Origin of the sequence: Stakelama flava, assembly GCF_019351405.1 — a bacterium.
GTDB classification, from domain to species: Bacteria; Pseudomonadota; Alphaproteobacteria; order Sphingomonadales; family Sphingomonadaceae; genus Sphingomonas; species Sphingomonas flava_A.
Genome location: NZ_JAHWZX010000008.1, coordinates 98674 through 114722 on the forward strand (window position 1 = coordinate 98674; position 16049 = coordinate 114722).

14 protein-coding genes and 1 tRNA gene are annotated in these 16049 nt (G+C 64.4%); 6 read left to right on the forward strand and 9 right to left on the reverse strand.

Annotated features, from left to right (window positions below; all coding sequences use genetic code 11):
• The first annotated feature begins 3 nt into the window (after positions 1 to 3).
• Positions 4 to 999: a UDP-glucose 4-epimerase GalE gene (gene galE, locus KY084_RS10035; RefSeq protein WP_219238320.1), complete on the forward strand. Its 996-nt coding sequence runs from the start codon at positions 4 to 6 to the stop codon at positions 997 to 999.
• A gap of 13 nt (positions 1000 to 1012) precedes the next feature.
• On the opposite strand, the gene KY084_RS10040 is transcribed toward galE, so the two are convergent.
• From KY084_RS10040 to folK, 3 genes are all read right to left on the reverse strand, one after another.
• Positions 1013 to 1744: a phosphatase PAP2 family protein gene (locus KY084_RS10040; protein WP_219238321.1), complete on the reverse strand. Its 732-nt coding sequence runs from the start codon at positions 1742 to 1744 to the stop codon at positions 1013 to 1015.
• Positions 1745 to 1951: 207 nt separating this feature from the next.
• A tRNA-Lys gene (locus KY084_RS10045) sits at positions 1952 to 2027 on the reverse strand.
• 68 nt (positions 2028 to 2095) lie between these two features.
• Complete coding sequence (gene folK, locus KY084_RS10050) at positions 2096 to 2566, reverse strand: 2-amino-4-hydroxy-6-hydroxymethyldihydropteridine diphosphokinase (RefSeq protein ID WP_219238322.1); 471 nt, start codon at positions 2564 to 2566, stop codon at positions 2096 to 2098.
• Between the two features lie 22 nt (positions 2567 to 2588).
• Here folK and KY084_RS10055 point away from each other — a divergent pair, with 22 nt between their 5' ends.
• The gene (locus KY084_RS10055) at positions 2589 to 3248 is read left to right on the forward strand and encodes a uracil-DNA glycosylase (RefSeq protein WP_219238323.1); all 660 of its coding nucleotides are present in this window, start codon (positions 2589 to 2591) and stop codon (positions 3246 to 3248) included.
• A gap of 3 nt (positions 3249 to 3251) precedes the next feature.
• Here KY084_RS10055 and KY084_RS10060 read toward each other — a convergent pair whose 3' ends face one another.
• A complete protein-coding gene (locus KY084_RS10060; RefSeq protein ID WP_219238324.1) occupies positions 3252 to 3734 on the reverse strand; it encodes a dihydrofolate reductase in 483 nt (160 codons plus the stop codon).
• The gene (locus KY084_RS10065) at positions 3731 to 4525 is read right to left on the reverse strand and encodes a thymidylate synthase (RefSeq protein WP_219238325.1); all 795 of its coding nucleotides are present in this window, start codon (positions 4523 to 4525) and stop codon (positions 3731 to 3733) included. Before KY084_RS10065 ends, KY084_RS10060 begins: the two co-directional genes overlap by 4 nt.
• A gap of 130 nt (positions 4526 to 4655) precedes the next feature.
• Here KY084_RS10065 and KY084_RS10070 point away from each other — a divergent pair, with 130 nt between their 5' ends.
• A complete protein-coding gene (locus KY084_RS10070) occupies positions 4656 to 5039 on the forward strand; it encodes a JAB domain-containing protein (protein ID WP_219238326.1) in 384 nt (127 codons plus the stop codon).
• Positions 5040 to 5046: 7 nt separating this feature from the next.
• On the opposite strand, the gene KY084_RS10075 is transcribed toward KY084_RS10070, so the two are convergent.
• The 4 genes from KY084_RS10075 to KY084_RS10090 form a co-directional block, all read right to left on the reverse strand.
• The gene (locus KY084_RS10075) at positions 5047 to 5790 is read right to left on the reverse strand and encodes a class I SAM-dependent methyltransferase (protein ID WP_219238327.1); all 744 of its coding nucleotides are present in this window, start codon (positions 5788 to 5790) and stop codon (positions 5047 to 5049) included.
• Positions 5790 to 6917, reverse strand: a complete 1128-nt coding sequence (gene prfB, locus KY084_RS10080; RefSeq protein WP_219238328.1) for a peptide chain release factor 2 — start codon at positions 6915 to 6917, stop codon at positions 5790 to 5792. Before prfB ends, KY084_RS10075 begins: the two co-directional genes overlap by 1 nt.
• Positions 6918 to 6980: 63 nt before the next feature.
• Positions 6981 to 9500, reverse strand: a complete 2520-nt coding sequence (locus tag KY084_RS10085; RefSeq protein ID WP_219238329.1) for a penicillin-binding protein 1A — start codon at positions 9498 to 9500, stop codon at positions 6981 to 6983.
• A gap of 49 nt (positions 9501 to 9549) precedes the next feature.
• A complete protein-coding gene (locus KY084_RS10090) occupies positions 9550 to 10707 on the reverse strand; it encodes an N-acetylmuramoyl-L-alanine amidase family protein (protein WP_343227996.1) in 1158 nt (385 codons plus the stop codon).
• Positions 10708 to 11141: 434 nt separating this feature from the next.
• On the opposite strand from KY084_RS10090, the gene KY084_RS10095 reads away from it, so the two are divergent.
• The 3 genes from KY084_RS10095 (at position 11142) to KY084_RS10105 (ending at position 16016) form a co-directional block, all read left to right on the forward strand.
• A complete protein-coding gene (locus KY084_RS10095) occupies positions 11142 to 13769 on the forward strand; it encodes a ribonuclease E/G (RefSeq protein ID WP_219238331.1) in 2628 nt (875 codons plus the stop codon).
• Between the two features lie 136 nt (positions 13770 to 13905).
• On the forward strand, positions 13906 to 15261 hold the full coding sequence (locus tag KY084_RS10100; protein ID WP_219238332.1) for a M48 family metalloprotease: 1356 nt from the start codon (positions 13906 to 13908) through the stop codon (positions 15259 to 15261).
• Between the two features lie 11 nt (positions 15262 to 15272).
• Positions 15273 to 16016 carry a DsbA family protein gene (locus KY084_RS10105; protein ID WP_219238333.1) on the forward strand — a complete coding sequence of 248 codons (744 nt, stop codon included), beginning with the start codon at positions 15273 to 15275 and terminating at the stop codon, positions 16014 to 16016.
• Positions 16017 to 16049 lie beyond the last annotated feature (33 nt).

Sequence of the window (16049 nt, forward strand, 5' to 3'; positions counted from 1 at the left end):
GCGATGCGCGAAGGCACGGTAATGGTAACGGGCGGGGCGGGCTATATCGGCAGCCACGCCGTTCTCGCGCTGCTGGATGCCGGATGGCGGGTAGTGGTGGTCGACAATCTCGTCACCGGCTTTTCCTGGACGGTGGACGAGCGCGCGACCCTGATCGAGGCGGATATTGCCGACGAGGATGCGGTGCGCCGCGCGATGCGCGACCATGGCGTGATCGCGGTGATGCATTTTGCCGGGTCGATCATCGTGCCCGAATCGGTGTCGGACCCGCTCAAATATTATCGCAACAATACCGCAGCCAGTCGGTCGCTGATCGAAAGCGCGGTGACGTGCGGGGTGAAGCATTTCATCTTCTCCTCAACCGCCGCCACCTATGGCGTGCCCGAAAGCGTGCCGGTTGCCGAAGACGCGCCCAAGGTGCCGATCAATCCCTATGGCACGTCGAAGCTGATGACCGAACTGATGCTGCGGGACGTCGCCGCCGCCCATCCGTTGAATTACTGCGCGCTGCGCTATTTCAACGTGGCGGGCGCAGATCCGCAGGGACGCAGCGGCCAGTCGACCGCCGGCGCGACCCATCTGATCAAGGTCGCGGTGGAAGCAGCGACGGGCAAGCGCGACAGCGTGGCGGTGTTCGGCACCGATTTCGACACGCCCGACGGCACCGGCGTTCGCGATTACATTCATGTCAGCGATCTGGCGGCCGCGCACATCGCCGCGCTCGACCTGCTGATCGACCGGCCGGAGAAAAGCCACACGCTCAATTGCGGCTATGGCCATGGCTATTCGGTGCTCGAAGTGCTCGACGCGGTCGACCGGGTGACCAACCGGACGATCGATCGCCATATGGCGGGGCGGCGCGCGGGCGATCCGCCAGCGCTGGTCGCCGACAATCGCGCCATCCTGAAAACGCTCCCCTGGCGGCCGCAGCACGACGATCTGGAAGGCATTGTGCGCGACGCGCTGGCCTGGGAACGCAAGCTGGCCGAGCGGGAGTAACTGCGCCGCAGCGTTACAGCGCGGCGATCTCGTCATCCGGAATCGCGGCGTGGTGGTGGATGCGAAGCCATTTGCCGATCCGCCACCACGCAAGCGCCCAAAGGGTGCCGAAGCTCCACCCGGCCAGCACGTCCGTGGGCCAATGCACGCCCAGATAGACTCGGCTGACGCCGATCAGCGTCACCAGCGCGGCGACCACTGCAAACAGATAGGTGCGCCGCGCATCCGCCCCCGTCGTCTGGGTCAACAGGGTGGCGATGGTGAGATAGATGATCGCGCTGTTCGCCGAATGGCCACTCGGGAAACTCTGCGTCGTCACCTCGACCAGATGGGGGACGACTTCGGGCCGGGGACGTGCGGCGATCTCCTTCGCGGTGCTGACGGCCAGCGATCCGCTAACGGTGCCCGCAGCGACCAGCAGCGCCGTCGTCCATTTGCGCGACACCAGCAGCATACCCACGGTGATCAGCACCACCAGCGTCAGCACGGTCCCACCGCCAAGCGCGGTGATGTCGATCATCGCGCCTTTCAGCCACACCGGCCCCATCGGCACCGCCGGCGCGTCGGGATGGCGAAGCGCGCGCAATATCCATGCATCAAAGGCATAGGGCTGCGCCGGGTTGATGACGAACCCCAGTACCAGCAACACCGCGACAGAGGCAGCGGCGAACCCCGCCCCCCAGAAAAGATGCGGTACTTGCCGGACGGGATCCGATGCCGCCGTCTGGATTTTCGTGGCGGTCATTTTGCTTTGCAACCCTTTGGACAACTCTGGTTATCGCACGAACCGGACCTGTCGGGTTTGCGAAGCCGAAAGACGCCGCGCCCACCCTGTCTGATCTTCCATATCGAGCAGCGCGATCATATCGATGTGCGGCATATGCTTCATGCCCGGCGTACCATGCGCGCATCGCTTCAGGAAAGCGGCGACTGATTTTCCGCACCGAAAAGGTGGTGAGCCCTGCTGGGTTCGAACCAGCGACCTACTGATTAAAAGTCAGTTGCTCTACCGACTGAGCTAAGGGCCCGTCACCGGGGGGCAGCAGGTAAGCGGGCTTTGGCCCGCGGTCAACTGTTGGTGTGCATATCCTTTGGGTCAGGCGCGGTAAGGCGCGAGGCGGGCGAGCAACTGGCGCATGGTGCGGCGCGAAATCGGGTCGCGCCATCCGGGGGCCAGCACGGCAAGCGGGCCGAGCACGAAGCGGCGTTCGCGAAACGCCCGGTGCGGCACCGTAAGCCTCGACGACGCCCATGCCCCGCCTGACCACAGGACGATATCGAGGTCGAGCGCACGTTCGCCCCAGCGGCGACCCGCTCGCCGCCCGAAATCGCGTTCGATCGCCTTCAACCGGGTGAGCAGCGCATCGGGCGTCTCGTCGCTTCGCACCAACGCAACCGCATTGGCAAAGCGACGACGCGACGGCCCCAGCGGCGGCGTTTCGATGATCGGCGATACGCGCTCCACCCCGCCCAGCATCGCCAGCGCCGCGTTCAGCGTGGCGCGCGGCGATCCGTATCGCGTGCGTCGGTTCGATCCGAGCGCGATGGCATAGCTTGCCCCGTCCATTGCACGTCCCTATCGCGCGACCATGTTTGCCGCCAGTCCCATCCCCGACACCGAACCGCCCCACGATTGCCCGCGCTGCCCCCGGCTGGTCGCGCTGCGCGAGGAATTGCGCGACGCCCATCCCGACTGGTGGAACGCGCCGGTCAACGCGTTCGGCGATCCCAACGCGTGGCTGGCGATCATCGGGCTTGCGCCCGGCAAGCACGGCGCGAACCGCACCGGACGGCCCTTTACCGGCGATTATGCGGGCGATCTGTTGTTTGCGACGCTCGACAAATGCGGGCTGTCGCGCGGCAGCTATGATTCGCGGGTCGATGACGGGCTGAAACTGGACGGTGCGATCATCATCAACGCGGTCAAATGCCTGCCGCCGCAGAACAAGCCGACGCCTGAGGAAATCCGCACCTGCCGCCCCTTTCTGGAACGCCAGCAGGCGGTACTGCCGAACGCCCGCGTCTTCCTTGCGCTGGGCAAGATCGCGCACGACAGCGCGCTGAAAATGTTCGGGATGCGTCAGGCGGATGCGAAATTCGGCCATCTTGCCGAGCATCGCCTGCCCGATGGCCGCTGGCTGATCGACAGCTATCACTGCTCGCGCTACAACACGAACACTGGCCGGCTGACGTCCGATATGTTCGAGGCGGTGTTCGCCCGCGCGGCGCAGTTGCGCGGGATCGACTGAGCCTCAGCGCGCGCGCTCCAGCGTTACGAAGCTGAAGCCGGGCCGGTCGCCGTCGGGAACATGATCCTCGCGAAAGGTTTCCCGCCATTGCGGCGCGGCAAAGGCGGGGACGCACGTATCGCCATGCGGACTGCAATGCACTTCGGTCAATTCGACCCGGTCTGTGCGGTCGCGGTACATGGCGAATATCTCCGCCCCGCCGATCACGGCGACCTCCGCAGCATAACCGGCCAGCGCGAGGGCTCTTTCCGCGTCGTGCGCCACCTCCGCCCCCGGCGCTTGCCATTCGGTATCGCGGGTCAGCACGATATGACGGCGCCCCTTCAGCAGCGCCGGGAACCCCTGAAACGTCTTTCGGCCCATGATCATCGGTTTGCCCATGGTCAACGCCTTGAACCGCTTCAGGTCGGCGGGAAGGTGCCATGGCAAGCCATTGTCCATGCCGATCACCCCGTTATCGGCGCGGGCAAGGAAAAAGGTGATCATATCGCCACCGGCGCCTTGATATGCGGCTGCGCGGCATAATCGTGCAGCACGAAATCATCGAATGCATAGCCGTCGATCGAATCGGGTCGGCGCGTGATTTCCAGCCGGGGAAGCGGGCCGGGCGTACGCGCCAGCTGCTCGCGCGCCTGATCGAGATGGTTCGAATACAGGTGGCAGTCGCCGCCGGTCCAGATGAAGTCGCCCACCGCCAGGTCGCATTGCTGCGCCAGCATATGGGTGAGCAGCGCATAGCTGGCGATATTGAACGGCACGCCCAGGAAAATGTCCGCCGATCGCTGGTACAGTTGCAGCGACAATTTGCCATTGGCGACATGACACTGGAACAGGCAGTGACACGGCGCGAGCGCCATTGCGCCAAGTTCGCCCGGATTCCATGCCGTAACCACATGACGGCGCGAGGCGGGATTGGATTTGAGGTCAGCGACCAACCGGCGGATCTGGTCGATATGGCTGCCGTCTGGCGCTTCCCAATCGCGCCACTGCTTGCCATAGACCGGCCCCAGATCGCCGTTCTCGTCGGCCCATTCATCCCAGATGCTGACCTTGCGTTCCTGCAGCCAGCGGACATTGGTATCGCCGTTCAGGAACCAGAGCAGTTCGACGATGATCGAACGAAGGTGCAGTTTCTTGGTGGTCAGGACGGGAAAGCCCTCGCCCAGATTGAACCGCATTTGATGGCCGAAGACGCTTTGCGTGCCAACGCCCGTCCGGTCGTCCTGCCGCGCGCCGTGGTCGAGCGCGCGCGCCATGAGATCAAGATATTGCCGCATCGCCGACTGACCTAGCCGCTCCGCCGCCGCGCGCCAAGCATGCGCGATCGATCCGGATCGGAGGAATGTAGCATGCAATCCCGATCAGCTTCGCCATGCCCCCGGCGCGAAGCCGTGCAACGAACAAAGCATGATCGCGCTAGCCGGCATCGTTCCCGATCCGGGCACCCTTCCCCATTTCTTCGCGCCACTTGCCAAGGCGCGGCGGGAAATGGCGGTTTTCGCGTATCGTGACCGGCGCGGCAGCCTGATCGGATTGCGTCATTGTCATGGCGGGCTGGACGAAACGATCTTGCCGCTGCGATCGGTGGTCCGCGACGCGCTGGCCCTCAACGCCGCGTCGATCGTCATCGCGCACAATCACCCGAGCGGCATTTCTGAGCCGAGCCGCGCGGATTGCGAAACGACCCGGCTGATCGCGCGGACGTTGCGCCCAATCGGCCTGTGGCTCGCCGATCATTGGGTAGTGGCGCAGGAGGATGCGTCGAGCTTCCTGGCACTCGGCCTGCTCTGACGCGGGGTCAGGCGGGGCTTTCGCCCGACAGGCGGCACGGCCGGATCGCTTTGGGGTCGGGGCGCGCTCCGGCACGTTCGAAGACCGCCATATAGCCACCGGCCGACGGCATGTCGTCGATCCGCACCAGCCGATACCCGACCGCGGCAAATTCGCATTTGAGCAGCGCGGGCGGCGTGCCGTGATGTTGCGTACTGCGATTGGCATCGACCACGATCACCTGCCCCCCGGCGCGAAGCGATGGCCGCATCCGCCAGAGAAATTCATAAGGCTGCGCGATTTCGTGATACATATGGACCAGCAGGATGCGGTCGAAACTATTGTCGGGCAGCTTCGGATCGGCGGGTTCGCCAAGGCGCACCGATACATTGTCCAGCCGGTCACGCGCCACCCGCTGGGCCAGCGCATCGCGGACATCGGGCACGATATCTTCCGCCAGCACCCGGCCCTTGTCCCCGACCCGCCTGGCGAGACGCACGGTGTAATAGCCCTCGCCCGCGCCGATATCGGCAACGGTCATTCCCGGCGCGATGCCCGATTTGTCCATCACCTCGCCCGCTTCGTTCAGGCGGTCGCGCGCTTCCTCTGTCGACCAGCGGCTCGACACGATATTGGCGACCGGCCGGTCGGGCGCGGGAAACGGTCCCGCTTCCTGCGAATGATGTTCGGGCACGCGCGGCGGGCCGCCGTCGCAGGCCGCCAGCATCGCCAGGCCTGCGAACAGCAATGCCGACGACGCGCGGCGAAACATCAGTCCACATCCTCCACCTCGACCGCCTCGCCGGTCACGCGCTGCGACAAGGCGGCGGCCATGAACGGATCGAGATCGCCGTCGAGAACGTCCGACGGCGCGGTGGAGGTGACGCCGGTGCGAAGGTCCTTCACCAGCTGATAGGGCTGAAGCACATAGGAGCGGATCTGGTGCCCCCAGCCGATGTCCGATTTCGATGCATGGATGTCCATCGCCGCTTCCTCGCGCTTGCGAAGTTCCGCTTCGTACAGGCGCGCCTTCAACATGCTCATCGCGGTCGCGCGGTTCTTGTGCTGCGACCGGTCGTTCTGGCTGGCGACGATGATGCCCGAAGGGACATGGGTGATGCGCACCGCCGAATCGGTGGTGTTGACGTGCTGCCCCCCCGCTCCCGATGCGCGATAGGTGTCGATCTTCAGGTCGCTCTCGTTGATGTCGATATCGATGTCGTCGTCAATCACCGGATAGACCCATACGCTGGAAAAGCTGGTGTGACGCCGCGCGGAACTGTCATAGGGTGAGATACGCACCAGCCGGTGGACGCCGCTTTCGGTCTTCGCCCAGCCATAGGCGTTCTCGCCCTTCATCAGCAGCGTCGCCGATTTGATGCCCGCCTGTTCGCCGGCATGATAATCGACCAGTTCGACCTTCAGCCCGCGCCGTTCGGCCCAACGCTGATACATGCGCTGAAGCATCTCCGCCCAATCCTGGCTTTCGGTGCCCCCAGCGCCCGCATGGATTTCCAGATAGGTGTCGTTGGCATCGGCTTCCCCGGCGAGCAGCGCCTGGATCTTGTCGCGTTCGGCGCGCTCGGCAAGCGCTTTCAGCGCTTCGGTGCCCTCGCTCGCCATGTCGTCATCGCCCTCGGCCTCGGCCATCTCGATCAGTTCGGCGGTGTCGCTCAGTTCCTGCTGAATCGCCCTGGTCGCGCTGATCGCTTCATCCAGATGACGGCGTTCGCGCATCACCGCCTGCGCTTCCTTGGGATTGTCCCAAAGGCTCTGGTCCTCGACCCGCGCATTGAGTTCATCAAGCCGCCGCAGCGCCTTGTCCCAGTCGAGAAAGCGGCGCAGCAGTTCGAGCGCGTCATTGATCGTGTCGGCATATGCCTGCGCTTCGGCGCGCATGTCTTACTCCAAATCTATCATCGCCGTTCGGCCCTTGCCGCCATGGCAGGGCCGGCCGGCGGATCAGTAAATTCCGCCCTGCTGTTGCAGGAAGTCGCTGTCGCTTTGCGTCTCCCGCCGCTTGGGCGCTGCCTTTTTGGGCGCGGACTTTTGCTCATCCTGTCGGCGAGCGGCGCGGCGCGGCTCGTTTTCGGGCTTGAACGCTTCCCAGATCACCGACGCCAGCGGCTCGCCCGACGGCCACGCGCCAAATACCGGCTTGCCGCTCCTGCGGTCGATTCGCACCATGCGGATGCCCGCCGGCGCGCGGAACGGCACTTTTGGCAAATCCTTCAGCGCTTTTTCCAGAAACTGCTTCATCACCGGCGCCGCGATCGAACTCCCCTGTGCATAACGCCCAAGATTGGTCGGATTGTCATACCCGACATACAGCCCGCCGATCATCTGCGGTGTGCCGCCCATGAACCAGACATCGGTGGGACCGGTGGTCGTTCCGGTCTTGCCCACCATCGGCCGGTCGAGCGAGCGAAGCCGCACGCCGGTGCCGCGCTGAATCACGCCTTCCATGATATGCACCATCTGGTACGCGGTCAGCGGATCGACAACCTGGCGCGAATGCGAAACCGGGCGTGGCATCGCCTTTCCGTTCCAGTCGGGCGCGTTGCAGCCTTCGCATGGCCGCCAGTTTTCGGGCCAGATCACCTTGCCGTGCCGGTCCTGCACATAATCGACCAATGTGGGGGTCAGCTGCCTGCCATGATTGACCAGCGTCGAATAAGCGTTGACCATCCGCATGACGGTGGTTTCGCCCGCGCCCAGCGAATAGGACAGATAGGGCGGGTATTTGTCGCGGCTGACGCCGAGGCGCTGGATGATGTCGACGACATGATCCATGCCCGTTTGCGCTGCCGCCCGCACCGTCATCAGGTTGCGCGACTGTTCGATCGCCCAGCGCAGCGTATGCGCGCCCGACCCGCCTTCATGCGCGAAGTTGCGGAAGCATTTCTGGCCCAGACGCGCGCCCTGATACACGCAAAAGGTCGTATCCTGAATCAGCGAAGCGGGCGTCATCCCCTGTTCCAGCGCGGCAGAATACACGATCGGCTTGATCGTCGAACCCGGCTGGCGCTGCGCTTGCATCGCGCGGTTGAACGCCTGGATGCGCGAATCGAACCCGCCCTGCATCGCCATGATCCGGCCGGTACTGGGGTTTTCGACCACCATGCCGCCCGACACTTTCGGAATGCTCTGCAATTCGTAATCGCCGCCGTCCGAAGGCGACACCGCGATCACATCGCCCGTTTTGAGCGCCGAAAATGCAGCGCCCCCCTTGCCGCGCACCGGCATGGTCGCGCCCGATCGCGGCAGGGTGCCGGTCGTACCATCGATAAAGCCGAGTTCAGCGCTCGACCCTTCGGCCGAAATAACGATCGCCGGCCGCCAGTCGCGATAGTCGAGACCGACATTGGTGCCGATCAGCGCGCCGCGCCAGTTGCCGCTCTTTATCTCCACCTCGCGGATTGGGCCCGACCAGCCATGACCGCGATCATAGCGGACCAGTCCATCGCGAAGCGCTTCCTGCGCATATTGCTGCAGCCGGGTGTCGAGCGAGGTGCGCACCCACAATCCGCCAGCATAGACACTGTGTGGCCCGTCCTTGTCGGTTTCACCGAATTTGTCGACCAGCTGCCGCCGCACCGCTTCGATGAAATAGCCGCCGACCTGCTTGTCGTCGTCGCTCGGTTCGACTCGGGAAATCGCGCCCAGCGGCTGCGACACCGCATTCTGATATTGCGGGCGCGTGATGAAGTCGTTCTTCAGCATCTCGCCCAGCACCCAGTTGCGCCGTTCCAGCGCGCGCTCGGTATCATGTTCCGGGTCGTAATTGGCCGGCCCCTTGGGCAGGATGGCAAGATACGCCATCTGCGCCAGCGTCAACTGGTTCAGGTCCTTGCCGAAATAGGCATGGCTGGCCGCTTCCACGCCATAGGCGTTGCGACCAAGGAATATCTGGTTGAGGTACAGCTCCATGATCTGCTGCTTGGTCAGCGCATCCTCGATCCGCCAGGCAAGGATCGCCTCCTTGATCTTGCGGACATAACTGACTTCGTTGGTCAGCAGCAGATTCTTCGCCACTTGCTGGGTGATGGTGGAGGTGCCGCGCGGCGTGCGCCCCTGAATGGCCCCCTGCACGGCGGCGCGCACCAGACCGGGAAAATCGACGCCGTGATGTTCGAAAAAGGTCTTGTCCTCCGCCGACATATAGGCGCGAACGAGCAGCGGCGGATATTCGTCATAGGACAGTTCGACCCGCCGTTCGCGCGCGAAACTGTGCAGCGGTTCGCCGTTGATCGCGCGGATATTGGTCGGCAGCGGCGGTTCATAGGTTTTGAGCTGATCGACCGAAGGCAAGCCGCGCGCGAAGAGCAGCCAGAGCAGAAATGCCCCCACTCCGGCGGCCAGCGCCATCCACGCGAGCACCCTGAACCACCAGCGCGAACGTATATGCCGAACCCGCGCGCCGAATCCGCCGCCTTCGCGTTTCAGCCGGTATCTGGTCGTGGACTGGTCTGTTTCCGCCATATCGTCGGGCGGTCTAGCAGGATTTGACCGCCTTTCCAGTCATTCGCTGTCACCTTTGCGCATTGGCCGGTGCCCGGTCGCCTTGCGCGGCATATTGCCGGGCGAAATGAATCCGCACCGCGCGCGCGACGCTTTGCGCGATTTTGCGGCGGCCCGCCTGCGAATCGATGAACGCCGCATCGTCGGGATTCGAGATATAGCCGGTTTCGAACAATATCGACGGCATGTCCGGCGCCTTCAACACGATCAGCGAGGCCATGCGGTGAAATCTTGTCCTGATCGGGATCAGCGGCTTCGCCTCGCGCCCCAGCAATCCGGCGAATGCCGAAGCGGTGTTCATCGTCTGGCGCTGGGCAAGGTCGATCAGGATCGACGAAATATCGGGCGCCTGCTCGTCCAGATCGATGCCGGCGATGACATCCGCCTTGTTCTCGCGCGCGGCAAGCCGGGCGGCCTCCTTGTCCGACGCAACCTCGGACAGGGTATAGGCGGTCGCGCCGCTTGCCGCCGGGTCGCCCGCGCTGTCGCAATGGATAGAGATAAACAGGTCCGCGCCCAGCCGGCGGGCGATGGCATAGCGTTCCTGCAGAATCAGGAAATGATCGTCCTCGCGGGTCAGTGCGACGCGCACTCGTCCCGAATCGATTAGCGCATCCTTTATCGCTTCCGCCGTTTTTAGCGTCAGCGTCTTTTCCATAATCCCGCCCGCACCGATCGCGCCGGGATCATGCCCGCCATGGCCGGGATCGATGACGACCAGCGGCAGCGAGGCATCGTCGCCATAAATTCGCGGCAGCGGTTCGGGCGCGGCGGCGGCGGGAACCGCCACTTTAACGCTGTAATCATGGCCCGCCCGGTCGTCCGCGAAGCCGAATGGCGGCAGGAAGCGCATCCTGCGCTGCGCGGCGGCACGGGCAAGCCGCGAATCGTCGATGCTCCTGACCAGCAGCGTTACCGTGGCATCGCCCTCGCCAAATCCGCGTTCGGTCACGATCGCGGGGCGGGAAAGGTCGAACACGACACGCGCCGACCCGCCCCCCGCATCGTCGCGATCCCCGCCGCGCATGAACAGCGCGCGCGCATCATCGAACCGCGGATCAAGGCGGATGACCAGCCCGTCATCGGCGATCCGGACGCTTTGCACCACGGACACCAGCGCGGGCGTCGCGTTGAACCAGGCGGCGATCAGGGCGATCAGCAATCCCACAAACCATGCTATGCCAAGCCGACAAGCGCCCGGTCCAGCCAAAAAGGCGCGGGCGCGCCGATCGACCGCGCCGGTGTTGCCGCGCCGCGCGGGCGGTGCTAGGCGTTGGTCCAACCGGCTTGGGAAAAACCCGTATATGCTTTTCCCGAAAATCCCGCCGGTCCCGTTTCGCCGCGGCGCCGCCCCATTTCGGGCCAGGGCCGTGGCAAAGTCAGGTTGACGCTGCATGAGGCAAGTTCCGTTCCATCCGCAACGCACCGCCCTTTCGGGCAGGCGCGCGGGCGCGGAAGCGCCGGACCACGGGTCCGGCCGTGCCCTGGCAGCAACAGCATTTCAAACAACCCGCGGACGCCACGCCATCGTATCGGCCGGGCTCCGCCTACCCAATTTCGCGCCGAACCCGCTTATGCGACGGCGCGACCGGAGAATTACAAATGACCATGCGTATGCTGATCGACGCCCGCCACCGGGAGGAAACCCGGGTGGCCGTCGTCAAGGGAAACCGGATCGAGGAATTTGATTTCGAATCCGCCGAGCGCAAGCAGCTAAAAGGCAATATCTATCTCGCCAAGGTAACCCGCGTCGAACCGTCGCTTCAGGCGGCGTTCGTCGATTATGGCGGCAATCGCCACGGCTTCCTCGCCTTCAGCGAAATCCATCCCGATTATTACCAGATTCCAAAGGAAGACCGCGACGCGCTGCTCGCCGAAGAGGCCGAGCATGCCGCCGAGGAAGCGGCACTGCGCGCCGAGGCGGAGGCCGAGGAAGACGAAGGCGGCGATGTAGAGGTGCTTGAGCGTTCGAACGACGAGGACGATTCCGACGAGGAAACGGCAAGTCGCGGGCGCAAGGGCAACAAGACCGAAAACGCGGTCGAAGCGCTTCGCCAGCGCCGGATGAGCCTGCGCAAACGCTATAAGATTCAGGACGTGATCCGCCGCCGTCAGGTGCTGCTGGTACAGGTCGTAAAGGAAGAGCGCGGCAATAAGGGCGCGGCGCTGACCACCTATCTCAGCCTTGCCGGGCGCTATTGCGTGCTGATGCCCAATACCGCGCATGGTGGCGGGATCAGCCGCAAGATTTCGAGCGCCGCCGACCGCAAGCGCCTGAAGACCATCATGGCCGACATGGACCTGCCGCCCAGCATGGGATGCATCGTGCGCACCGCCGGGTTGCAGCGCACCAAGACCGAGATCAAGCGCGATTTCGACTATCTCGCCCGGCTGTGGGACGGGATACGCGAGGATACGCTGAAGGCGACTGCGCCCGCGCTTGTCTATGGCGACAGCGACCTGGTGAAGCGCGCGATCCGCGACATCTATAACCGCGATATCAGCGAAGTCATCGTCGAGGGCGAAGACGGCTATCGCGCAGCGAAGGATTTCATGAAGCTGCTGATGCCCAGCCATGCCCGGCGGGTGAAGCAATATGCCGATGCGGTGCCGCTGTTCCAACGCAGCAACGTCGAGGATCAGCTCGCGGCGATGTACAACCCCGTGGTCCAGCTGAAATCGGGCGGCTATCTGGTCATCAACCCTACCGAGGCGCTGGTGTCGATCGACATCAACTCGGGCCGGTCCACCAAAGAGCATAATATCGAACAGACCGCGACCGCGACCAATCTGGAAGCGGCACAGGAAATCGCCCGCCAGCTTCGTCTGCGGGACATGGCCGGGCTGGTCGTCATCGACTTTATCGACATGGATCACAATTCCAACGTCCGTAAGGTCGAAAAGGCGATGAAGGAGGCGCTGAAATCGGATCGCGCGCGGATTCAGGTCGGCCGTATCTCCGCATTCGGCCTGATGGAAATGAGCCGCCAGCGGCTGCGCACCGGTGTGCTGGAAGCGTCCACCATCACCTGTCCGCATTGCGAAGGCACCGGGCTTATCCGCACGCCCAGTTCGTCGGGTCTGTCGGCACTTCGCCTGATCGAGGACGAGGCGGCGCGCGGCAGCGGATCGCTGCTGACGCTGCGGTGCAGCCAGGAAGCGGCGTTCTACGTCCTCAACAAGAAGCGTGCCGATATCGCCGAGATCGAGGACCGCTATGGCGTCAGCGTCGAAATCACCTCGGACGGGGACATGGAAGGTGCGCGCATGTCGGTTGAGGCATCCGGTCCGCCGCCCGCCTATGCGCCGCGGTTCGACGCGATCGTCGAGGAGCAGGACGAGGATCTTTCCGAAGAAGCCGAAGACGGTTTCGAGGAGGAAGAGGCCGAAAGCGATAGCCGCGACGAAGGCGATGAAAATGACGGCGAGGGGCGCCGCAACAAGCGTCGCCGCCGCCGGCGGGGCCGCCGGGGTCGCGGTCGCGACGAACAGGGCGAGGCGCAGGGCGACGATTCGTCCGACGATGAGGGCGAAGAGGCGGACAGCGAAGCCTCTGACGACAGCGGCGAGACCGGCAGCGATCGCGAGGAAGACGGCGATAAACGCCGCCGTCGCCGTCGAGGCAAGCGCGGTGGCCGCCGCAAATCGGGCGAAAATCGCGGCGATGAGGGCGAGGCTCAGCCAGCTGATCGTACCGAAAGCGATGCAGTTGAAATAGAAGCGCCGACGCCGGTCGAGGCGGAAGCAACGCCCGAACCCGCCCCCGAAGCGGAGGCGAAGCCCAAACGCGCCCGCCGCCGTCCCAAGGCGCGCGATGACGACGAGGGCGCGGCTGCCGCCGAACCGGCAAAGGTTGCGGATGCGGCGGAGACCCCGGCCGAAAAGCCGAAGCCCAAGCGCACCCGCCGTAAAAAGACCGAGAGCGAGGCGGCTCCCGCCGAAGCCGCGATGTCCCCCGCTGCCGCTGACGAAACGGCCGAAAAGCCCAAACCGAAGCGCACGCGTCGTAAGAAGACGGAAACCGCCAAACCTGTCGCGGACGCTGCCGAGGCGAGCAGGCCCGACACCGGCGAACAGGATCTGGAACCTGCCGCGCTGACCGGCCCTGTCGAAACAACCGCGACCGATGGCGCCGTTCCCGCCGATGCGGCCGCCGCCGGTGGCCAGGATGCGGAAAGCGAAGACCGCACGCCGCGTCGCGGCTGGTGGCAGCGCACGTTCGGCGCGTGATCGCACTCGCCCGCCCCGGCAGCACGCTGGGGCGGGCGCCCTGCATTTCGTCATCGCAAGTTCAGGTCGCGCCTGCCATATTGGCATCCTTCGTCCGCAACTTCGTCGTTGCGAATCAAGGGGAACGGCCGCAACCATGACCATATTCAGGCGCGTCGTCGCGATCATGGCCTTTGCCTGCCTGTTCGCGGTTCAGCCGGTTCGCGCGCAAACGATCCTGCGCGATGCCGAAACCGAAGCGCTGTTCGCCGACATGACCCGGCCGATCATCGAGGCGGCGGGCCTTTCCCCCAAAAACGTTCAGGTCGTCGTCCTGCAGGATCCGGAGATCAACGCCTTCGTCGCTGGCGGGCAGATCGTCTATATCAATTCGGGCCTGATCGAGGCAGCGCAAAACGCGAATGAGGTTCAGGGCGTGTTCGCCCACGAACTGGGCCATGTCGTCGGCGGTCACGCCCCGCTTTCCGGACGCATGGGAAAAAGCGCCACCGGAATCACGATCGCCAGCCTGTTACTGGGCGCGGTCGCCGCCGCCGCCGGATCGGGCGATGCCGCGATGGGCGCGATCATGGCGGGACAGCGCGCCGCGGTCGGCAGCTATCTGGCCTATAGCCGCACACAGGAAGCATCGGCCGATGCCGCTGGCGCCAGTTTCCTGAACAAGGCGAAGGTCAGCGGCAAGGGTATGCTCGACTTTTTCAAAACGCTGCAAAATCAGGAATATCGCTATGCGGTTCCGCAGGATGAGGAATCGTCGTTCAATCGCAGCCATCCCCTGACCGCCGATCGCATCGCCGCGCTGACCCAGACGCTGCAAAGCTCCCCCGCCTGGGGCACGCCGGTCGATCCCGATCTGGAAAAGCGGTTCGAGCGCGTAAAGGCAAAACTGGCCGGCTATGTCGAACCATTCAATGCGGTTATGCGTGACTATCCGCCGAGCGATCCGTCGCTTACCGCCCATTATGCCCGCGCCTATGCCTATCACCGCGCCGGATATCCTGCGAAAGCCGATGCGGAGGCAGCCGCGCTGGTGATGAGCGAACCGGACAATCCCTATTTTCTGGAAGTGCAGGGCCAGATATTGATGGAGGCGGGAAATCCGCAAGGCGCACTCGATCCGCTGCGCAAAGCGGTACGCCTGTCCGACAATTCGCCGCTGATCGCCACCACGTTCGGCCATGCGCTGGTCGCGACCGACGACCCCGCCAATCTGGACGAGGCGGAAGCGGTGCTTCGCCAGGCCGTCGGGCGTGATGACAGCAATCCCTTCGCCTGGGTTCAGCTTGGCACGGTGTACGAACGACGCGGCGACATCCCCCATGCGGCGCTGGCCAAGGCGGAACTGTCCAACCTGACCGGCGACACGCAAATGGCGCTGGTCAGCGCCAAGCGCGCGATGCAGGGGCTGCCCGAAGACAGCGCCGACTGGCTTCGCGCGCAGGACATTTCGATGGTTTCGCAAAACGAACTCGACGACAAGAAAAGGCATTAGCGCAATCCTGTATGACTGATTCCCCCGGTATTTCGCGTTCGCTGCTTGCCGTGTTGCTGATTCTTGCCGCGCTGCTCGGTGCGGGCGGCGCGTTGCTCGCCCAGCGTTTCGTGCCCGTACTTACCACCAATCGCGCCGCGATGGAGCACGTCGTCCACGACTATGTCATGGCGCACCCCGAAATCATTCCCGACGCGATGGATGTCCTGCGAGCGCGCGAAGCGGCGCAGGCGGTGGCGGACAATCACGATGCGATCTTCCATCCCTTTGCATCGGCCTGGCGCGGCGCGAAGAACCCGGCGGTCGATGTCGTCGTGTATATGGATTATGCCTGCGGCTTCTGCCGGGCGAGCCTTCCCGAAATCGACAAGCTGGTTAAGGCCGAGCCCGATATCCGGATCGTGTATCGCGAACTGCCCATATTGAGCGAGGAGAGCCGCACCGCCGCGCTGTGGAGCCTGGCGGCGGCGCAGCAGGGCAAGTTCCAGACGTTCCACGACACATTGTTCGCGGCGGGCGCGCTGACCGATGCCAATGTGCAGCAGGCCGCGCAAAAGGCGGGACTGGACATGGATCGGGCGCGTACCTTCGCCGCCTCTGACGCTGCGGCGGCCGAGGTGCGCAAGAACCTATCGGTCGCGCAGCAGATCGGGGTGACGGGTACGCCCGCCTGGGTGATCGGCGACGAGGTGCTGTCGGGCGCGCAATCGTTCGACATGCTGAAGGACGCGGTGGCGCAAGCGCGCGCGGGTTGACGCCGTCCGCGCTTGTTCGGCGCGGCCACGCTT